A 13,596-nucleotide genomic window follows, 5' to 3' on the forward strand; every position below is an offset into this window, starting at 1 on the left:
CTTTCGGAGAGGGGACCGGGCCTGAAATAGTTCCCCCCGGATGTTCGCCATCCCTGGACTCCCCGCGACGGGGGTACATCGGGGGACAAGTAGTGGGGCATGGAGTGCCAGAACTCGTACTGGAATTGAATGGAAGGACCTGGACCCTCGATCCGTCCAGGTCGTACACCGTGGGCCGGGACCCGCAGGGGGACCTGGTCATCGACGACGCCAGGGTCTCGTGGCGGCACGCCACGATCAGTTGGGGCGGCCGGAGCTGGGTCATCGAGGACCACGGCTCCACGAACGGCACGTTCGTCCGGGGGCAGCGGATCCACCAGATGGAGATCGGCCCCGGCTCGGCCGTCCACCTGGGCAACGCGAACGACGGCCCGCGGCTGAATCTCGCCGCCGGCGCCCAGGCCGGGCACCAGCCCCAGCAGCCTGCGCAGCAGCAGCAGCAGCAGCCGGCGGCCCGGTCCGTCCCGGCGCCCCAGGCCGCGGAGCAGGCCGAGTGGGTCACGCACCAGGCACCGCACCAGGCACCGCACCAGGCACCGCACCAGGCTCCCCAGCACCAGCCGCCGCACCAGGCTCCCCAGCACCAGGCTCCGCCGCAGCAGAACTGGCAGCAGCAGCCCGCGCAGCCGCAGGTCCCGCACCAGCAGGGGCCCGGACACGGTCACCCCGGCGCCGCCGCGGGGGCGTCGTCGGCCTACTCCGACCGCAGCCCCACCACGTTCCACGAGCTCTCCCTCGGCCGCGTCATGCGCATCGGCCGCGCCCTGGAGAACGAACTCGTCGTCTCCGACCTCCAGGTCTCGCGGAACCACGCCGAGTTCCACGCGACGCCCGACGGGCGCTTCGAGATCCGCGACCTCGGCTCGCACAACGGCACGTACGTCAACGGCCAGCCGATCCCCAAGGGCGGCACGGCCCTCCTCGGCCCGCAGGACATCGTCGGCGTCGGCCACTCGACCTTCCGCATCGTCGGCGGCCAACTGGAAGAGTTCGTCGACACCGGCTCGGTCTCCTTCTCGGCCCGTCACCTCACGGTCACGGTCGACGGCGGCAAGCAGATCCTCAAGGACGTCACCTTCGGCGTCCCGGAGAAGTCGCTGATCGGCGTCATCGGCCCGTCCGGCTCCGGCAAGTCCACGCTCCTCAAGGCGCTGACCGGCTACCGCCCGGCCAACGAGGGCGACGTCCTCTACGACAACCGGAGCCTCTACAAGCAGTTCGCCGAGCTGCGCCAGCGCATCGGCCTGGTCCCGCAGGACGACATCCTGCACAAGGAGCTGACCGTCCAGAAGGCGCTGCGCTACGCGGCCAAGCTCCGCTTCCCCGGCGACACCGCGACCGCCGAGCGCGAGGCCCGCATCGACGAGGTGCTGCGCGAGCTCAAGCTCGACATCCACAAGGAGAAGAAGGTCACCTCCCTCTCCGGTGGCCAGCGCAAGCGCGTCTCCGTCGCCCTGGAGCTCCTCACCAAGCCCTCGCTGATCTTCCTGGACGAGCCGACCTCCGGCCTCGACCCGGGCATGGACCGCGACGTCATGCAGTTGCTCCGCGGCCTCGCGGACGACGGCCGCACGGTCCTGGTCGTCACCCACTCGGTGGCCGAGCTGGGCCTGTGCGACAAGCTGCTCGTGATGGCGCCCGGCGGCTCGGTGGCGTACTTCGGCCCGCCGGAGGAGGCGCTGAACTTCTTCGGCTACTCCACCTGGGCCGACGTCTTCTCCGCCTTCGAGAACTACCGCGACTACGACTGGGCGGGCCGCTGGAAGGGCTCGCAGCACTACCAGATGTACGCCGCGGACATCGACGCCGTCGCCGCCCAGCCCGTCCAGGTGCCGCAGCAGGCGATGTCCCGCCCGCCGAAGCCGCAGGGCTGGGGCTCCCAGTTGTGGACGCTGATCCGCCGCTACGTCTCGGTGATCGCGTCCGACAAGGGCTTCCTGGGCCTGATGGTGATCCTGCCGGCCGTCCTCGGCGCGGTCTCGGTCGTCATCCCGGCCGACTTCGGCCTCGGCTCGCCGACCCCGCCGTCCCGCTTCAACGGCGACGCCGGCACGATCATGCTGATCCTCGCGGTCGGCATGTGCTTCAGCGGCGCCGCCAACTCGGTCCGCGAACTGATCAAGGAACGGGTCATCTACGAGCGGGAGCGCGCCACCGGCCTCTCCCGCTCCGCGTACCTGATGTCCAAGGTCATCGTCCTCGGCCTGATCACGGCCTTCCAGGGCGTCATCATCTGCGGCATCGGCTTCTCCACCCGGGCGCTGCCCGAGGAGGGCCTCTTCATGCCGCCGGCCGTCGAGCTGTGCGTCCAGGTCATCGCCCTGGGCCTCACCTCGATGATGTTCGGCCTGGTGATCTCCGCGCTCGTGAAGACCGCCGAGAAGACCATGCCGCTCCTGGTGATGTTCGCGATCGTCCAGGTCGTCTTCACCGGCATCCTCTTCCAGGTGTACGGCTCGCCCGGCCTGGAGCAGTTCGCCTGGCTGATGCCGTCGCGCTGGGGCATCGCCGGCGCCGGCACCACCCTCGACCTGGGCCGGCTCATGCCGCCGTGGGACCCGAAGAACCCCACGGACACCGACCCGCTGTGGGAGCACACGGCCGGCCAGTGGGGCATGGACCTCGGCGTCCAGCTCCTGATGGCGGTCGTCTTCTGCGTGGTCGTGGCGCGGCTGCTGCGCCGCCACGAGCCCGAGGTCATGCGCAAGTAGGCACCCGCACGACAACGCCCGAGGGCGGCACCCGCACGGGGTGCCGCCCTTCGGCGTACCGGCGCGCGATCAGTACGCGCTGTTGACGTTGTCCATCGAGCCGTAGCGGTCGGCGGCGTAGTTGCAGGCCGCGACGATGTTGGCGACCGGGTCGTACAGGTCGAACTTGGTGCCCTTGACGTGGTACCGCTCGAAGGTCGGCTGGATGACCTGGAGCAGACCCTTCGAGGGGATGCCGTTGATGGCGTTGATGTCCCAGTTGTTGATGGCGCGCGGGTTGCCGCTGGACTCCCGGATGATGTTGCGGTGGATGCCCGCGTAGGTGCCGGGGATGTCGTGCTTGTCCATGATGAACAGCGCCTCGCGGATCCAGCCGTCGAGGTTGTTCGCGAAGACCGGGGTGCGGGTGACGGAGCGGTTGGCGGCGGCCTTCTCGGCGGCGCGCTTCTTGGCGGCGGCCTGGGCCTTCGCCTTCGCGGCGGCCTTGGCCCGGGCGGCTGCCTTGGCCTTCGCGGCCTTGGCCTCGGCGGCGGCCTTCGCCTGGGCGGCGAGGTTCGCCTTCGCCTTGGCCTCCTGCTGAGCCTTCAGACCGAGGGCGGTCTGCTGCTCGTTGAGGCTGGCGGCGAGCGCCTTGGCCTGGGTGCTGTTCGCGTTGTACGACCACGCGACCTGGTGGGTGCCGGTGGAGAGAGCCTGGGGCTCGGTCTCGGTGGAACCGTTACCGGGAACCAGGGAGAGCGTGAGAGCCGCGGCGCCCAGAGCGGCGACGCCGGCGATCGTGGCCTTGTGGGTCTTCTTCAGACCACGACGACTGTGGCCAGGGGTGTTCGCAGACATGCAGGACTACCTCTTCGAATCGCTGGGGGTCGCTCCGGCCGGGGGCGGCACACGCCTCACTCGGCGGCGACGGATGCAATTCTTAGCGGCCGCAAAATGCCCTGGCAAAGGTGTGACGTACGAAGCCGGGTAGTGGACCGGGGGGTCGAGGGTGGCCCGCAAGTCGTCCCGTGTGCCCGTTTTTCTCCGTCCTTATCCGACCTTAAGGTCTCCACTAAGGAGCTTCGTAAGTGACGTACGTCCTATGCGGCGCCTCACACGGGGGAGGCCTCGCACTTACTCCACGTTGCGCCAGCAACGCGCACGGTGAGCGGTCTCCTCCGGGAGGAGGAGAGAGGCCGCCCCGAACTCCTGCGAGAGGCGGGGCCCCCTCACCACCACGGCGTACGAACCCCGCACCGCCCGCCGGAGCGGGCCCTCCGACCTAGGTCCCGGGACCCGCCCCGGCCTCGTCCCCGGACGGATACGGACGGTCACGCCCCGCCGGTACGGTGAACACATGAGCCATCGACCGAGCTCCGGCCTCGCCGCCGTGAGCACCGCGATCCTGGCGATGAGCCGCCGCCTGGAGGTCCGCGACGTCCTCAAGACGATCGTTGCCTCGGCCCGCGAGCTCCTCGACGCCGAGTACGCGGCCCTGGGCGTCCCCGACGACCACGGCGGCTTCGCCCAGTTCGTGGTCGACGGCGTCAGCGACGAGCAGTGGCGGGCGATCGGCCCGCTGCCCCGCCAGCACGGCGTCCTCGCCTCGATGCTCCACAAGGCCGAGCCCGAGCGGCTCGCCGACGTCCGCGAGGACCCCCGCTTCGGCGGCTGGCCCGACGCCCACCCCGAGATGTCCGACTTCCTCGGCCTGCCCGTCAGGGACGGCGACGAGATCCTCGGCGCCCTCTTCCTCGCCAACAAGCGCTGCCCCAAGGAGGACGGCCGCTGCGGCTTCACCGCCGAGGACGAGGAGCTGCTCTCGACCCTCGCCCAGCACGCGGCCATCGCCCTCACCAACGCGCGCCTGTACGAGCGCAGCCGCGAGCTCACCATCGTCGAGGAGCGCTCCCGCCTCGCCCACGAGCTGCACGACGCCGTCAGCCAGAAGCTGTTCTCGCTCCGGCTGACCGCCCAGGCCGCCGCCGCCCTCGTCGACCGCGACCCGGCCCGCGCCAAGGGCGAGCTCCAGCAGGTCGCCGCGCTCGCCGCCGAGGCCGCCGACGAGCTGCGCGCCGCCGTCGTCGAGCTGCGCCCCGCCGCCCTCGACGAGGACGGCCTCGTCCACACCCTCCGCACTCAGATCCAGGTCCTGGACCGGGCCCACTCCGCCCGGGTCACCTTCGAGAGCCCGGGCACCCGCGCCCTGCCGGCCGCCCAGGAGGAGGCCGTCCTCCGGGTCGCCCAGGAGGCCCTGCACAACGCCCTGCGGCACGCGGACGCCGAGCGGGTCCGGGTCTCCCTCACCCGCAGCGGCCAGGGCGCCCGGCTCACCGTCACCGACGACGGCAAGGGGTTCGACCCGCGTACGGTCCGCAGTGCCGGACGCCACCTCGGCCTGGTCTCCATGCGGGACCGGGCGGGCGGCGTCGGCGGACGGCTCACCGTGACCTCGGCCCCGGGCGAGGGCACCACGATCGAGATGGAGGTTCCCGGTGGCTGACAAGCCGATCCGCGTCCTGCTGGTCGACGACCACCAGGTCGTCCGCCGAGGTCTGCGCACCTTCCTGGAGGTGCAGGACGACATAGAGGTCGTGGGGGAGGCCTCCGACGGCGACGAGGGCGTCGCCCGGGCCGAGGAGCTCCGCCCCGACGTGGTCCTCATGGACGTGAAGATGCCCGGTACGGACGGGATCGAGGCCCTGAAGCGGCTCCGCGAGCTCGCCAACCCCGCCAGGGTCCTGATCGTCACCAGCTTCACCGAGCAGCGCACGGTCGTCCCCGCCCTGCGCGCCGGCGCCTCCGGATACGTCTACAAGGACGTCGACCCCGACGCCCTGGCCGGCGCGATCCGCTCCGTCCACGCCGGGCACGTCCTGCTCCAGCCCGAGGTCGCCGGCGCGCTCCTCTCCCAGGACGACCCCCACGGCGGTACGGGACGGGGCCCGTCCCTCACGGAACGGGAGCGGGAGGTCCTCGGCCTGATCGCGGACGGGCGCTCCAACCGCGAGATCGCGCGCGCCCTCGTCCTCTCCGAGAAGACGGTCAAGACGCACGTCTCGAACATCCTGATGAAGCTCGACCTCGCGGACCGCACCCAGGCGGCCCTCTGGGCGGTGCGCCACGGCCTCACCCGCTGACGCGCCCTCGCCGCGCGCCGGGCGCACGACCGTTCACCCCTTCATACCGTCGTGTGTACGTCCCCCGTTCGGCGCAACCTCCCGGGAGGCGGGGCGTTCTCCATGGCGTGCTGCGGCGGACCGGCCGCAGCGACGACCAGGAGGAATCACCAAGTGAACAAGTTCAAGAAGGCCGCCGCCCTCACCATGGTCGCCGGTGGCATCGTCGCCGCCGGCGCGGGCGTCGCCTCCGCCGACGCGGGCGCCGAGGCCGCGGCCGTCCAGTCCCCGGGTGTCGCCTCCGGCAACGCGGTGCAGGTCCCGGTCCACGTTCCCGTGAACGTCTCCGGCAACACGGTCAACGTGATCGGCCTGCTCAACCCGGCCTTCGGCAACGGCGCCGTCAACGACTGACCCGCCGCCGAACCCCCCGACCCCCGGACGATCCCCCCGGAGGCCGGGGGGTTCCCCTTTCCCCCGTGCTCCGCCCCTGCCCTCAGAACCCCCGCTCCCGCTCCCTCTCCTCCACGTACGCGTTGTACGCGGCGACCTGCGCCCGCCGGGCCACCCGCTCCACCGGCCGCAGCGCCTCCCCCCGGGCCGTCATCTCCGACGCGCTCACCGCGCCCCCGTGGCCGTGGTCGTACGCCAGGTCCACGAGGAGGCCGATCCGCCGGGCCAGCTCCAGGACCCGGACCGCGCGCGGCGGGTAGCCCGGGGCCAGGACCTCGCGGCCCGCCTCCGACCGCGCCCGGTACGCCTCCCGCGCCGCGTCCGCCGCCGGGCCCGAGGCCGCCACGTCCAGCCGGGTCAGCACCGCCGTCGCGTCCCGCAGCGCCTCCGCCAGCTCCCGCTCCGCCTCGCCGAGCGACGGCACGTCCGCCGGCGGTGCCTCCCGCACCGCGAGGCACCGCCACACCACCGCCGCGTGCACGTCCCCCGCGGGGCCCGCCTCCACGACCTCCGGCACGAGCCCGTACGGCGCGCCGAACCCCACCACGGCCTCCTCCGCCTCCAACGCGCGCGCGTTGAAGTCCGGCGGTCCGCTCAACCCCAGCGGATGCCCCGGCGCCGGCAGCGCCACCCGCCATCCGGTCACCCCGAGCCGCCGCAGCCGCCCCAGGGCCAGCGTCAGCCCCACCGGCCCCGCCTCACCCGGCAGCCCCTCCACGCGGTGCACCGCGTCCTCCCCGACAATGGCCAGCGCCGCCTCGTCCGGCGACACCGCTCCGGCCAGCAGGGCATTGCCCCAAGCGGCCAGGCGTCCTGAGCGTGGTTCCGAAAGCATCCCCCCAGACTAAGGACTCGGGGGAAACACCAGGGCCTGTCCGGCCCGCTCCGGCGATAACGTAGGTTTTCCCCTGGACGCCGCGCCCGCCGGCGCAAGGCGACGACACTCGACCGCAAGGGGAGACAACGCGCTCATGAGCGATGTACTGGAGCTGGTGGACGTATCCGTGGTCCGCGACGGACGGGCTCTGGTGGACGACGTCTCCTGGTCGGTCAAGGAGGGCGAACGCTGGGTGATCCTCGGCCCCAACGGCGCCGGCAAGACCACCCTCCTGAACGTCGCCTCCAGCTACCTCTTCCCCACCAAGGGCAGCGCCCGCATCCTGGGCGAACAGCTCGGCGGCGTCGGCACCGACGTCTTCGAACTCCGCCCCCGCATCGGCATGGCCGGCATCGCCATGGCGGAGAAGCTGCCCAAGCGCCAGACCGTCCTCCAGACCGTCCTCACCGCCGCGTACGGCATGACGGCCACCTGGAACGAGGACTACGACCCGGTCGACGAGGACCGCGCCAAGGCCTTCCTCGACCGCCTCGGCATGAACGACTACCTGGACCGCAGGTTCGGCACCCTCTCCGAGGGCGAGCGCAAGCGCACCCTGATCGCCCGCGCGATGATGACCGACCCCGAGCTCCTCCTCCTCGACGAGCCCGCCGCCGGCCTCGACCTCGGCGGCCGCGAGGACCTGGTCCGCCGCCTCGGCCGCCTCGCCCGCGACCCGTACGCCCCCTCCATGATCATGGTCACCCACCACGTCGAGGAGATCGCCCCCGGCTTCACCCACGTCCTGATGATCCGTCAGGGAAGGGTCCTCGCCGCCGGCCCCGTCGAGACCGAGCTCACCTCCCGCAACCTCTCCCTCTGCTTCGGCCTCCCGCTCGTCGTCGAGCGCCTGGAGGACCGCTGGACCGCCCGCGGCCTGCCGCTGAAGTGACCGGCCGGGCGCCGTGACCGCACAGCACCGCGCCCTGTCCCGGAAGCACCCCACCGCCCTACCATGACCACGTGGACATCGACGCGTGGGTGTGGTGGCTGATCGTCGCGGTGGGGCTCGGCATTCCCCTGGTCCTCACCGCGATGCCGGAATTCGGCATGTTCTCCGTGGGAGCGGTCGCGGGAGCGGTGACCGCCGCCCTCGGCTTCGGCATCGTCCCCCAGGTACTCGTCTTCGTCGTCGTCTCCGTGGCGCTCGTCGCGGTGGTGCGCCGGCTCGCCGCCCGCCACCGGGGCGACGGACCCGGCCTCTCCAGCGGGGTCGACGCCCTGAGGGGGCGTCAGGCCGTCGTCCTGGAACGGATCGACGGCAGCGGCGGAGGCCGCATCAAGCTCGCCGGGGAGATCTGGTCCGCCCGCGCGCTCGACGCCGGACAGACCTTCGAACCGGGCGAACAGGTCGACGTCGTGGAGATCGACGGCGCTACCGCCGTGGTCATGTGACCGAACCTCGCCCATGACGTTCCGGCGTCTGCGAGACTCGATGATCGAAAGCAAACCGGCAGTCAACCGGCAGCGAAGGGCACGGGGAACACGATGTCAGCAGTCATCATCGTCCTGATCATTCTGGTGGTGCTCGTCTTCATCGCCCTGATCAAGACGATCCAGGTCATCCCGCAGGCGAGTGCGGCGATCGTCGAGCGCTTCGGCCGCTACACCCGCACGCTCAACGCCGGACTGAACATCGTCGTCCCGTTCATCGACTCGATCCGCAACCGGATCGACCTGCGCGAACAGGTCGTCCCCTTCCCGCCGCAGCCGGTGATCACCCAGGACAACCTGGTCGTGAACATCGACACGGTCATCTACTACCAGGTCACCGACGCCCGGGCCGCCACCTACGAGGTCGCCAGCTACATCCAGGCCATCGAGCAGCTCACCGTCACCACCCTCCGCAACATCATCGGCGGCATGGACCTGGAGCGGACCCTCACCTCCCGCGAGGAGATCAACGCGGCCCTGCGCGGCGTCCTCGACGAGGCCACCGGCAAGTGGGGCATCCGCGTCAACCGCGTCGAGCTCAAGGCCATCGAGCCCCCGACCTCCATCCAGGACTCGATGGAGAAGCAGATGCGCGCCGAGCGCGACAAGCGCGCCGCCATCCTCACCGCCGAGGGCACCCGCCAGTCCGCGATCCTCACCGCCGAGGGCGAGAAGCAGTCGCAGATCCTCCGCGCCGAGGGCGAGGCCAAGGCCGCCGCACTGCGCGCCGAGGGCGAGGCCCAGGCCGTCCGCACGGTCTTCGAGGCCATCCACGCCGGCGACCCCGACCAGAAGCTCCTCTCCTACCAGTACCTCCAGATGCTCCCGAAGATCGCCGAGGGCGACGCCAACAAGCTCTGGATCGTGCCCAGCGAGATCGGCGACGCCCTCAAGGGCCTCTCCGGCGCCTTCGGCAACATCGGCGCCGGCACCCCCGGCTTCAACACCAAGACCGGCGCGCCCGAAAGGCGAGACGAACCGCCGGTTGACTGACACGTACACGTAATCCTCGTGCATGATCGGTACGAGCCCCTCGACCCCGACGCCCTCGGAGCGGGGAGGCGACCCACCGATCCTGTAAGGAGATGGCGTTGTCCATCTGGGAAGCCCTGGCGGTCTTCGCCGCCGGCATCGGCGCCGGCACCATCAACACGATCGTGGGATCGGGAACGCTGATCACGTTCCCGGTCCTCCTCGCGACCGGACTGCCACCGATCACCGCCAACGTCTCCAACGCCCTCGGCCTCGTCCCCGGCTCCGTCAGCGGCGCCATCGGCTACCGCCGCGAACTCAAGGGCCAGAAGAAGCGCGTCCTCCGCCTCGGCGCCGCCGCCCTCGTCGGCGGACTCGTCGGCGCGATCCTGCTCCTCGCCCTCCCGTCCGACGCCTTCGACGCGATCGTCCCCGTCCTCATCGGACTCGCCCTCGTCCTGGTCCTCCTCCAGCCCCGCATCGCGGCGGCCGTGAAGCGCCGGCGCGAGCGGACCGGGTCCGAGGCGCACCCCGACGGCGGCCCCGCCCTCCTCGTCGGCCTCCTCCTCGCCAGCATGTACGGCGGGTACTTCGGCGCCGCCCAGGGCGTGCTCTACCTCTCCCTCATGGGCCTGCTGCTCCACGACGACCTCCAGCGCATCAACGCCGTCAAGAACATCCTCGGAGCCCTCGTCAACGGCGTCGCCGCCGTCTTCTTCCTCTTCGTCGCCGACTTCGACTGGACGGCCGTCCTGCTCATCGCCGTCGGCTCCACGATCGGCGGCCAGCTCGGCGCCAAGGTCGGCCGCAGGCTCTCGCCCGCCGTCCTGCGCGGGGTGATCATCGCCGTCGGCGTCGTCGCCATCCTCCAACTGACCCTCAAGTGACACGGAAGGGCCCGCCTCCCACAAGGGAGACGGGCCCTCGCACACACGGCATACGCGGGGAATCCGCGGGTACGCGTCTAAGCGGCGGAGTGGGCCAGCCACTCCGGCAGCGCGGACCGCTCGCTCGCCCGCAGCGCGAGCAGCATCGCGTCCGCCGGGGTCGGCTCGAACGGCTGGTGCAGCAGCGGCATCCCCGCCTGCTCCGGCGTCCGGTCGGCCTTGCGGTGGTTGTCCTCGGCACAGGACGCCACCGTGTTCAGCCAGGTGTCCCGGCCCCCTTGGGCGCGCGGCACGACGTGGTCGACCGTCGTCGCCCGTTTCCCGCAGTACGCGCACCGGTGCTGGTCCCGTACCAGGACCCCCCGTCTCGACCACGGGGCCTGTCTTCGGAAGGGCACCCGGACGTACCGGCAGAGCCTGATCACCCGGGGCACCGGCAGATCGACGGCGGCACCGCGCACCCGCAGCTCGGGATGGGCCTGCTCGACGACGGCCTTGGCCTGCAGCACGAGCACCACCGCACGGTTCAGAGTGACCGTCGACAGCGGCTCGAAGCTCGCGTTGAGTACCAGCGTGTCCCGCATGTTGCCCACCTCCCGTGTGCCGGCCCGCCCCCTGGCGGGCTTGGATCAACGATGGCCGGGCCGGCCGGGTCGGACAACGCAATTTCTCGCGAAACAAAAGGTGCCCGCTTCTGATCTCTCCAAGACCAGAAGCGGGCAAACAACAAACGAACGATCAGCCTGCCGCGGGAGCCGCGTACTCACCGATCAACTGCGCGCGGCCCAGCGTGTGGAACCGCAGGTTGAACCCGACCACCGCCGGCGAGGCGTCGGCGTCCGGACCGAGCTTCTCGCCGTCCACCGCGTACACCGTGAAGACGTAACGGTGCGCCGGGTCCCCGGCCGGGGGAGCGGCGCCGCCGAACTCCTTCGCGCCGTAGTCGTTCCGGACGTGCACGGCACCGGCCGGCAGCCCCTCGAACGCACCCGACCCGGCACCGGCCGGCAGCTCCGTCACCGACGCCGGGATGTCGAACAGCACCCAGTGCCAGAACCCGCTGCCCGTCGGGGCGTCCGGGTCGAAGCAGGTGACGGCGAAGCTCTTGGTCTCCGCCGGGAACCCCTCCCAGCGCAACTGCGGCGAGGTGTTCCCCTCCGCGTACACCTGAGCGCCCTTCAGGACCCCGCCCGGCGCGATGTCGTCGCTCACCACGGTGAACGCCGGCACCGGCGGATGGAAGTCGTGGGGGAGCGGCGCCCTCTTGCCCTCGGACACGTAGAAACCCTCCGTATCGCCCGTCGCCGCCCCGGCGGCCTGCCGAGGCGGCCTTGCGGACCCGAGCCTAGAGCCAGTTGCGACGGCCGCCGACCTCGGCGAGCCACTGGTTCAGGTAAGCCGCCCAATCGGTGGTGTGGAAGTCGTGCAGGCCCACCTTGAAGGCGCGGAAGGAGTCGCTGCCCTCGGTGAACAGACCCGGCTTCTTGTCCATCTCCAGGACGACGTCCATCTCGCGGTCGTCGGCGACGAAGCTGACCTCGACCTGGTTCAGCCCGCGGTACTGCTGCGGCGCGAAGAACTCGATCTCCTGGTAGAACGGCAGCTTCTGCCGCGTCCCCCGGATGTGCCCCCGCTCCATGTCCGCGCTCTTGAAGCGGAAGCCGAGCTGGAGGAAGGCGTCCAGGATCGCCTGCTGCGCCGGCAGCGGGTGCACGTTGACCGGGTCCAGGTCACCGGAGTCCACGGCGCGCGCGATCTCCAGCTCCGTGGTCACGCCGATGTGCATGCCGCGCAACTGCTGCCCCGACACGGCGGTGATCGGCGTCTCCCACGGGATCTCCAGACCGAACGGCACCACGTGCACCGCACCGGCCTGCACCTGGAAGGCCCCGCCGAGGCGCACCTTCACGAACTCGATGTCCTGCTTGTGCTCCTGGTCGCCGCCCTCGACCTCGACGCGCGCCTGGAGCCCGACGGACAGCCCCTCGATCTGCTGGTCGACGTTGCCGCCCTGGATCCGCACCTCACCCTGGACGACCCCGCCCGGGACGACGTTCTCCTCGGTGAGCACCGTCTCCACGGTGGCCCCACCGGCACCCAGGCTCGCGAGCAGCTTCTTGAATCCCATGGCTTTCACTCCTTCTGGTCCTGACCCCTACATACGCGCGAAGACGGTAACCGGTTCCGAGCCGGTCCCCACTACGCTCGGACGCCATGAACGAGAGCCCCGACCGTACGCCGCTCCCGCGGTCCTTCTTCGACCGTCCCGTCCTGGAGGTGGCCCCCGACCTCCTCGGGCGCACCCTCGTCCGCACCACGGAGGAAGGACGGATCGAGCTGCGCCTCACGGAGGTGGAGGCGTACGCCGGCGCGATCGACCCGGGCTCGCACGCCTTCCGGGGGCGGACGGCCCGCAACGCCGTCATGTTCGGCCCGCCCGGACACGCGTACGTGTACTTCACCTACGGCATGTGGCACTGCCTCAACCTGGTGTGCGGCCCCGAGGGCAGCGCGAGCGGGGTCCTGCTGCGCGCGGGGGAGATCGTGAGCGGCGCCGAGCAGGCCCGTCCCCGCCGCCGCTCGGCCCGCAAGGACGAGGAGCTGGCCAAGGGCCCGGCGCGCCTGGCCACCGCCCTCGACGTCGCGCTCTCCCTGAACGGGGAGGACGCCTGCGGCGACCCGGACGCCCCGCTCGCCGTCCTCACCGGCACCCCGCCGGCCCCGGCCCTCGTCCGCAGCGGCCCCCGCACGGGCGTCGGCGGCGAGGGCGCCCCGCACCCCTGGCGCTTCTGGATCGAGGGCGACCCGACGGTGAGCCCGTACCGCGCCCACACCCCTCGCAAGAGGCGCCTTGACTCGGGGCGACGAAGTGCGTAATGTGGCCCGAGCCGCTGGATCAGGGCCTGCTTGTTCAAGCACCCCCTGCAGTGGCCATCCACTACTCAAGAAGATTCCCTCGGCGAGGGCGTATTTCGGCATGCCGTAATGCGTTTCGAATGACTCGATTATGAGTCACCGGGGAAATCCGCTAACGTAGTGAACACGCCGGAAGGGCCCGGAGCGAAAGCGAAAGGGACCGGAAAGCACCGAGGAAATCGGATCGGAAAGATCTGATAGAGTCGGAAACGCAAGACCGAAGGGAAAAGCCCGGAGGAAAGCCCGAG

General features: G+C 71.1%; 14 protein-coding genes. 9 read left to right on the top strand and 5 right to left on the bottom strand.

What is annotated here, in order from left to right; all coding sequences use genetic code 11:
- The first annotated feature begins 92 nt into the window (after positions 1-92).
- Positions 93-2,711: an FHA domain-containing protein gene (locus ACFYNX_RS10460; RefSeq protein WP_388659707.1), complete on the top strand. Its 2,619-nt coding sequence runs from the start codon at positions 93-95 to the stop codon at positions 2,709-2,711.
- Positions 2,712-2,780: 69 nt separating this feature from the next.
- Here the strand turns inward: ACFYNX_RS10460 and ACFYNX_RS10465 are convergent, their stop codons facing one another.
- Positions 2,781-3,548 carry a transglycosylase SLT domain-containing protein gene (locus tag ACFYNX_RS10465; protein ID WP_388659710.1) on the bottom strand — a complete coding sequence of 256 codons (768 nt, stop codon included), beginning with the start codon at positions 3,546-3,548 and terminating at the stop codon, positions 2,781-2,783.
- 499 nt (positions 3,549-4,047) lie between these two features.
- Between ACFYNX_RS10465 and ACFYNX_RS10470 the strand changes: the two genes are divergently transcribed.
- From ACFYNX_RS10470 to ACFYNX_RS10480, 3 genes are all read left to right on the top strand, one after another.
- Positions 4,048-5,193 (top strand): GAF domain-containing sensor histidine kinase, encoded by a 1,146-nt coding sequence (locus tag ACFYNX_RS10470; RefSeq protein WP_365550215.1) that lies wholly within the window; start codon positions 4,048-4,050, stop codon positions 5,191-5,193.
- Positions 5,186-5,830 (top strand): response regulator transcription factor, encoded by a 645-nt coding sequence (locus tag ACFYNX_RS10475; RefSeq protein WP_125658127.1) that lies wholly within the window; start codon positions 5,186-5,188, stop codon positions 5,828-5,830. Before ACFYNX_RS10470 ends, ACFYNX_RS10475 begins: the two co-directional genes overlap by 8 nt.
- 153 nt (positions 5,831-5,983) lie before the next feature.
- Complete coding sequence (locus tag ACFYNX_RS10480; protein ID WP_125658124.1) at positions 5,984-6,223, top strand: chaplin; 240 nt, start codon at positions 5,984-5,986, stop codon at positions 6,221-6,223.
- 82 nt (positions 6,224-6,305) lie between these two features.
- Here ACFYNX_RS10480 and ACFYNX_RS10485 read toward each other — a convergent pair whose 3' ends face one another.
- Entirely contained in the window at positions 6,306-7,097 is a 792-nt protein-coding gene (locus ACFYNX_RS10485; protein ID WP_388659713.1) for a hypothetical protein, read from the bottom strand.
- A 136-nt stretch (positions 7,098-7,233) separates the two neighbouring features.
- Here ACFYNX_RS10485 and ACFYNX_RS10490 point away from each other — a divergent pair, with 136 nt between their 5' ends.
- The 4 genes from ACFYNX_RS10490 (at position 7,234) to ACFYNX_RS10505 (ending at position 10,432) form a co-directional block, all read left to right on the top strand.
- Positions 7,234-8,031 (top strand): ABC transporter ATP-binding protein, encoded by a 798-nt coding sequence (locus tag ACFYNX_RS10490; protein ID WP_365550223.1) that lies wholly within the window; start codon positions 7,234-7,236, stop codon positions 8,029-8,031.
- 71 nt (positions 8,032-8,102) lie between these two features.
- Positions 8,103-8,534, top strand: coding sequence for an NfeD family protein (locus ACFYNX_RS10495; RefSeq protein WP_388659717.1), 432 nt, complete (start codon positions 8,103-8,105; stop codon positions 8,532-8,534).
- A gap of 93 nt (positions 8,535-8,627) precedes the next feature.
- On the top strand, positions 8,628-9,566 hold the full coding sequence (locus ACFYNX_RS10500) for an SPFH domain-containing protein (RefSeq protein ID WP_125667853.1): 939 nt from the start codon (positions 8,628-8,630) through the stop codon (positions 9,564-9,566).
- A gap of 92 nt (positions 9,567-9,658) precedes the next feature.
- Entirely contained in the window at positions 9,659-10,432 is a 774-nt protein-coding gene (locus ACFYNX_RS10505) for a sulfite exporter TauE/SafE family protein (RefSeq protein WP_365550231.1), read from the top strand.
- A 77-nt stretch (positions 10,433-10,509) separates the two neighbouring features.
- Here ACFYNX_RS10505 and ACFYNX_RS10510 read toward each other — a convergent pair whose 3' ends face one another.
- The 3 genes from ACFYNX_RS10510 to ACFYNX_RS10520 form a co-directional block, all read right to left on the bottom strand.
- Positions 10,510-11,016 carry an HNH endonuclease gene (locus ACFYNX_RS10510; protein WP_365550234.1) on the bottom strand — a complete coding sequence of 169 codons (507 nt, stop codon included), beginning with the start codon at positions 11,014-11,016 and terminating at the stop codon, positions 10,510-10,512.
- A 154-nt stretch (positions 11,017-11,170) separates the two neighbouring features.
- A complete protein-coding gene (locus ACFYNX_RS10515) occupies positions 11,171-11,710 on the bottom strand; it encodes a YbhB/YbcL family Raf kinase inhibitor-like protein (RefSeq protein ID WP_388659721.1) in 540 nt (179 codons plus the stop codon).
- A gap of 67 nt (positions 11,711-11,777) precedes the next feature.
- A complete protein-coding gene (locus ACFYNX_RS10520; protein WP_125667857.1) occupies positions 11,778-12,560 on the bottom strand; it encodes a sporulation protein in 783 nt (260 codons plus the stop codon).
- Between the two features lie 86 nt (positions 12,561-12,646).
- Here ACFYNX_RS10520 and ACFYNX_RS10525 point away from each other — a divergent pair, with 86 nt between their 5' ends.
- The gene (locus tag ACFYNX_RS10525) at positions 12,647-13,309 is read left to right on the top strand and encodes a DNA-3-methyladenine glycosylase (protein ID WP_365550241.1); all 663 of its coding nucleotides are present in this window, start codon (positions 12,647-12,649) and stop codon (positions 13,307-13,309) included.
- Positions 13,310-13,596 lie beyond the last annotated feature (287 nt).

The organism is Streptomyces sp. NPDC007872 (assembly GCF_042868165.1).
Classification (GTDB): domain Bacteria; phylum Actinomycetota; class Actinomycetes; order Streptomycetales; family Streptomycetaceae; genus Streptomyces.

Bases quoted from the DNA above. Each gene is read 5' to 3' on its own strand.
- ACFYNX_RS10500 (WP_125667853.1), top strand. From the start codon at position 8,628: ATGTCAGCAGTCATCATCGTCCTGATCATTCTGGTGGTGCTCGTCTTC.
- ACFYNX_RS10470 (WP_365550215.1), top strand. From the start codon at position 4,048: ATGAGCCATCGACCGAGCTCCGGCCTCGCCGCCGTGAGCACCGCGATC.
- ACFYNX_RS10485 (WP_388659713.1), bottom strand. From the start codon at position 7,097: ATGCTTTCGGAACCACGCTCAGGACGCCTGGCCGCTTGGGGCAATGCC.
- ACFYNX_RS10505 (WP_365550231.1), top strand. From the start codon at position 9,659: ATGGCGTTGTCCATCTGGGAAGCCCTGGCGGTCTTCGCCGCCGGCATC.
- ACFYNX_RS10465 (WP_388659710.1), bottom strand. From the start codon at position 3,548: ATGTCTGCGAACACCCCTGGCCACAGTCGTCGTGGTCTGAAGAAGACC.
- ACFYNX_RS10510 (WP_365550234.1), bottom strand. From the start codon at position 11,016: ATGCGGGACACGCTGGTACTCAACGCGAGCTTCGAGCCGCTGTCGACG.
- ACFYNX_RS10490 (WP_365550223.1), top strand. From the start codon at position 7,234: ATGAGCGATGTACTGGAGCTGGTGGACGTATCCGTGGTCCGCGACGGA.
- ACFYNX_RS10525 (WP_365550241.1), top strand. From the start codon at position 12,647: ATGAACGAGAGCCCCGACCGTACGCCGCTCCCGCGGTCCTTCTTCGAC.
- ACFYNX_RS10520 (WP_125667857.1), bottom strand. From the start codon at position 12,560: ATGGGATTCAAGAAGCTGCTCGCGAGCCTGGGTGCCGGTGGGGCCACC.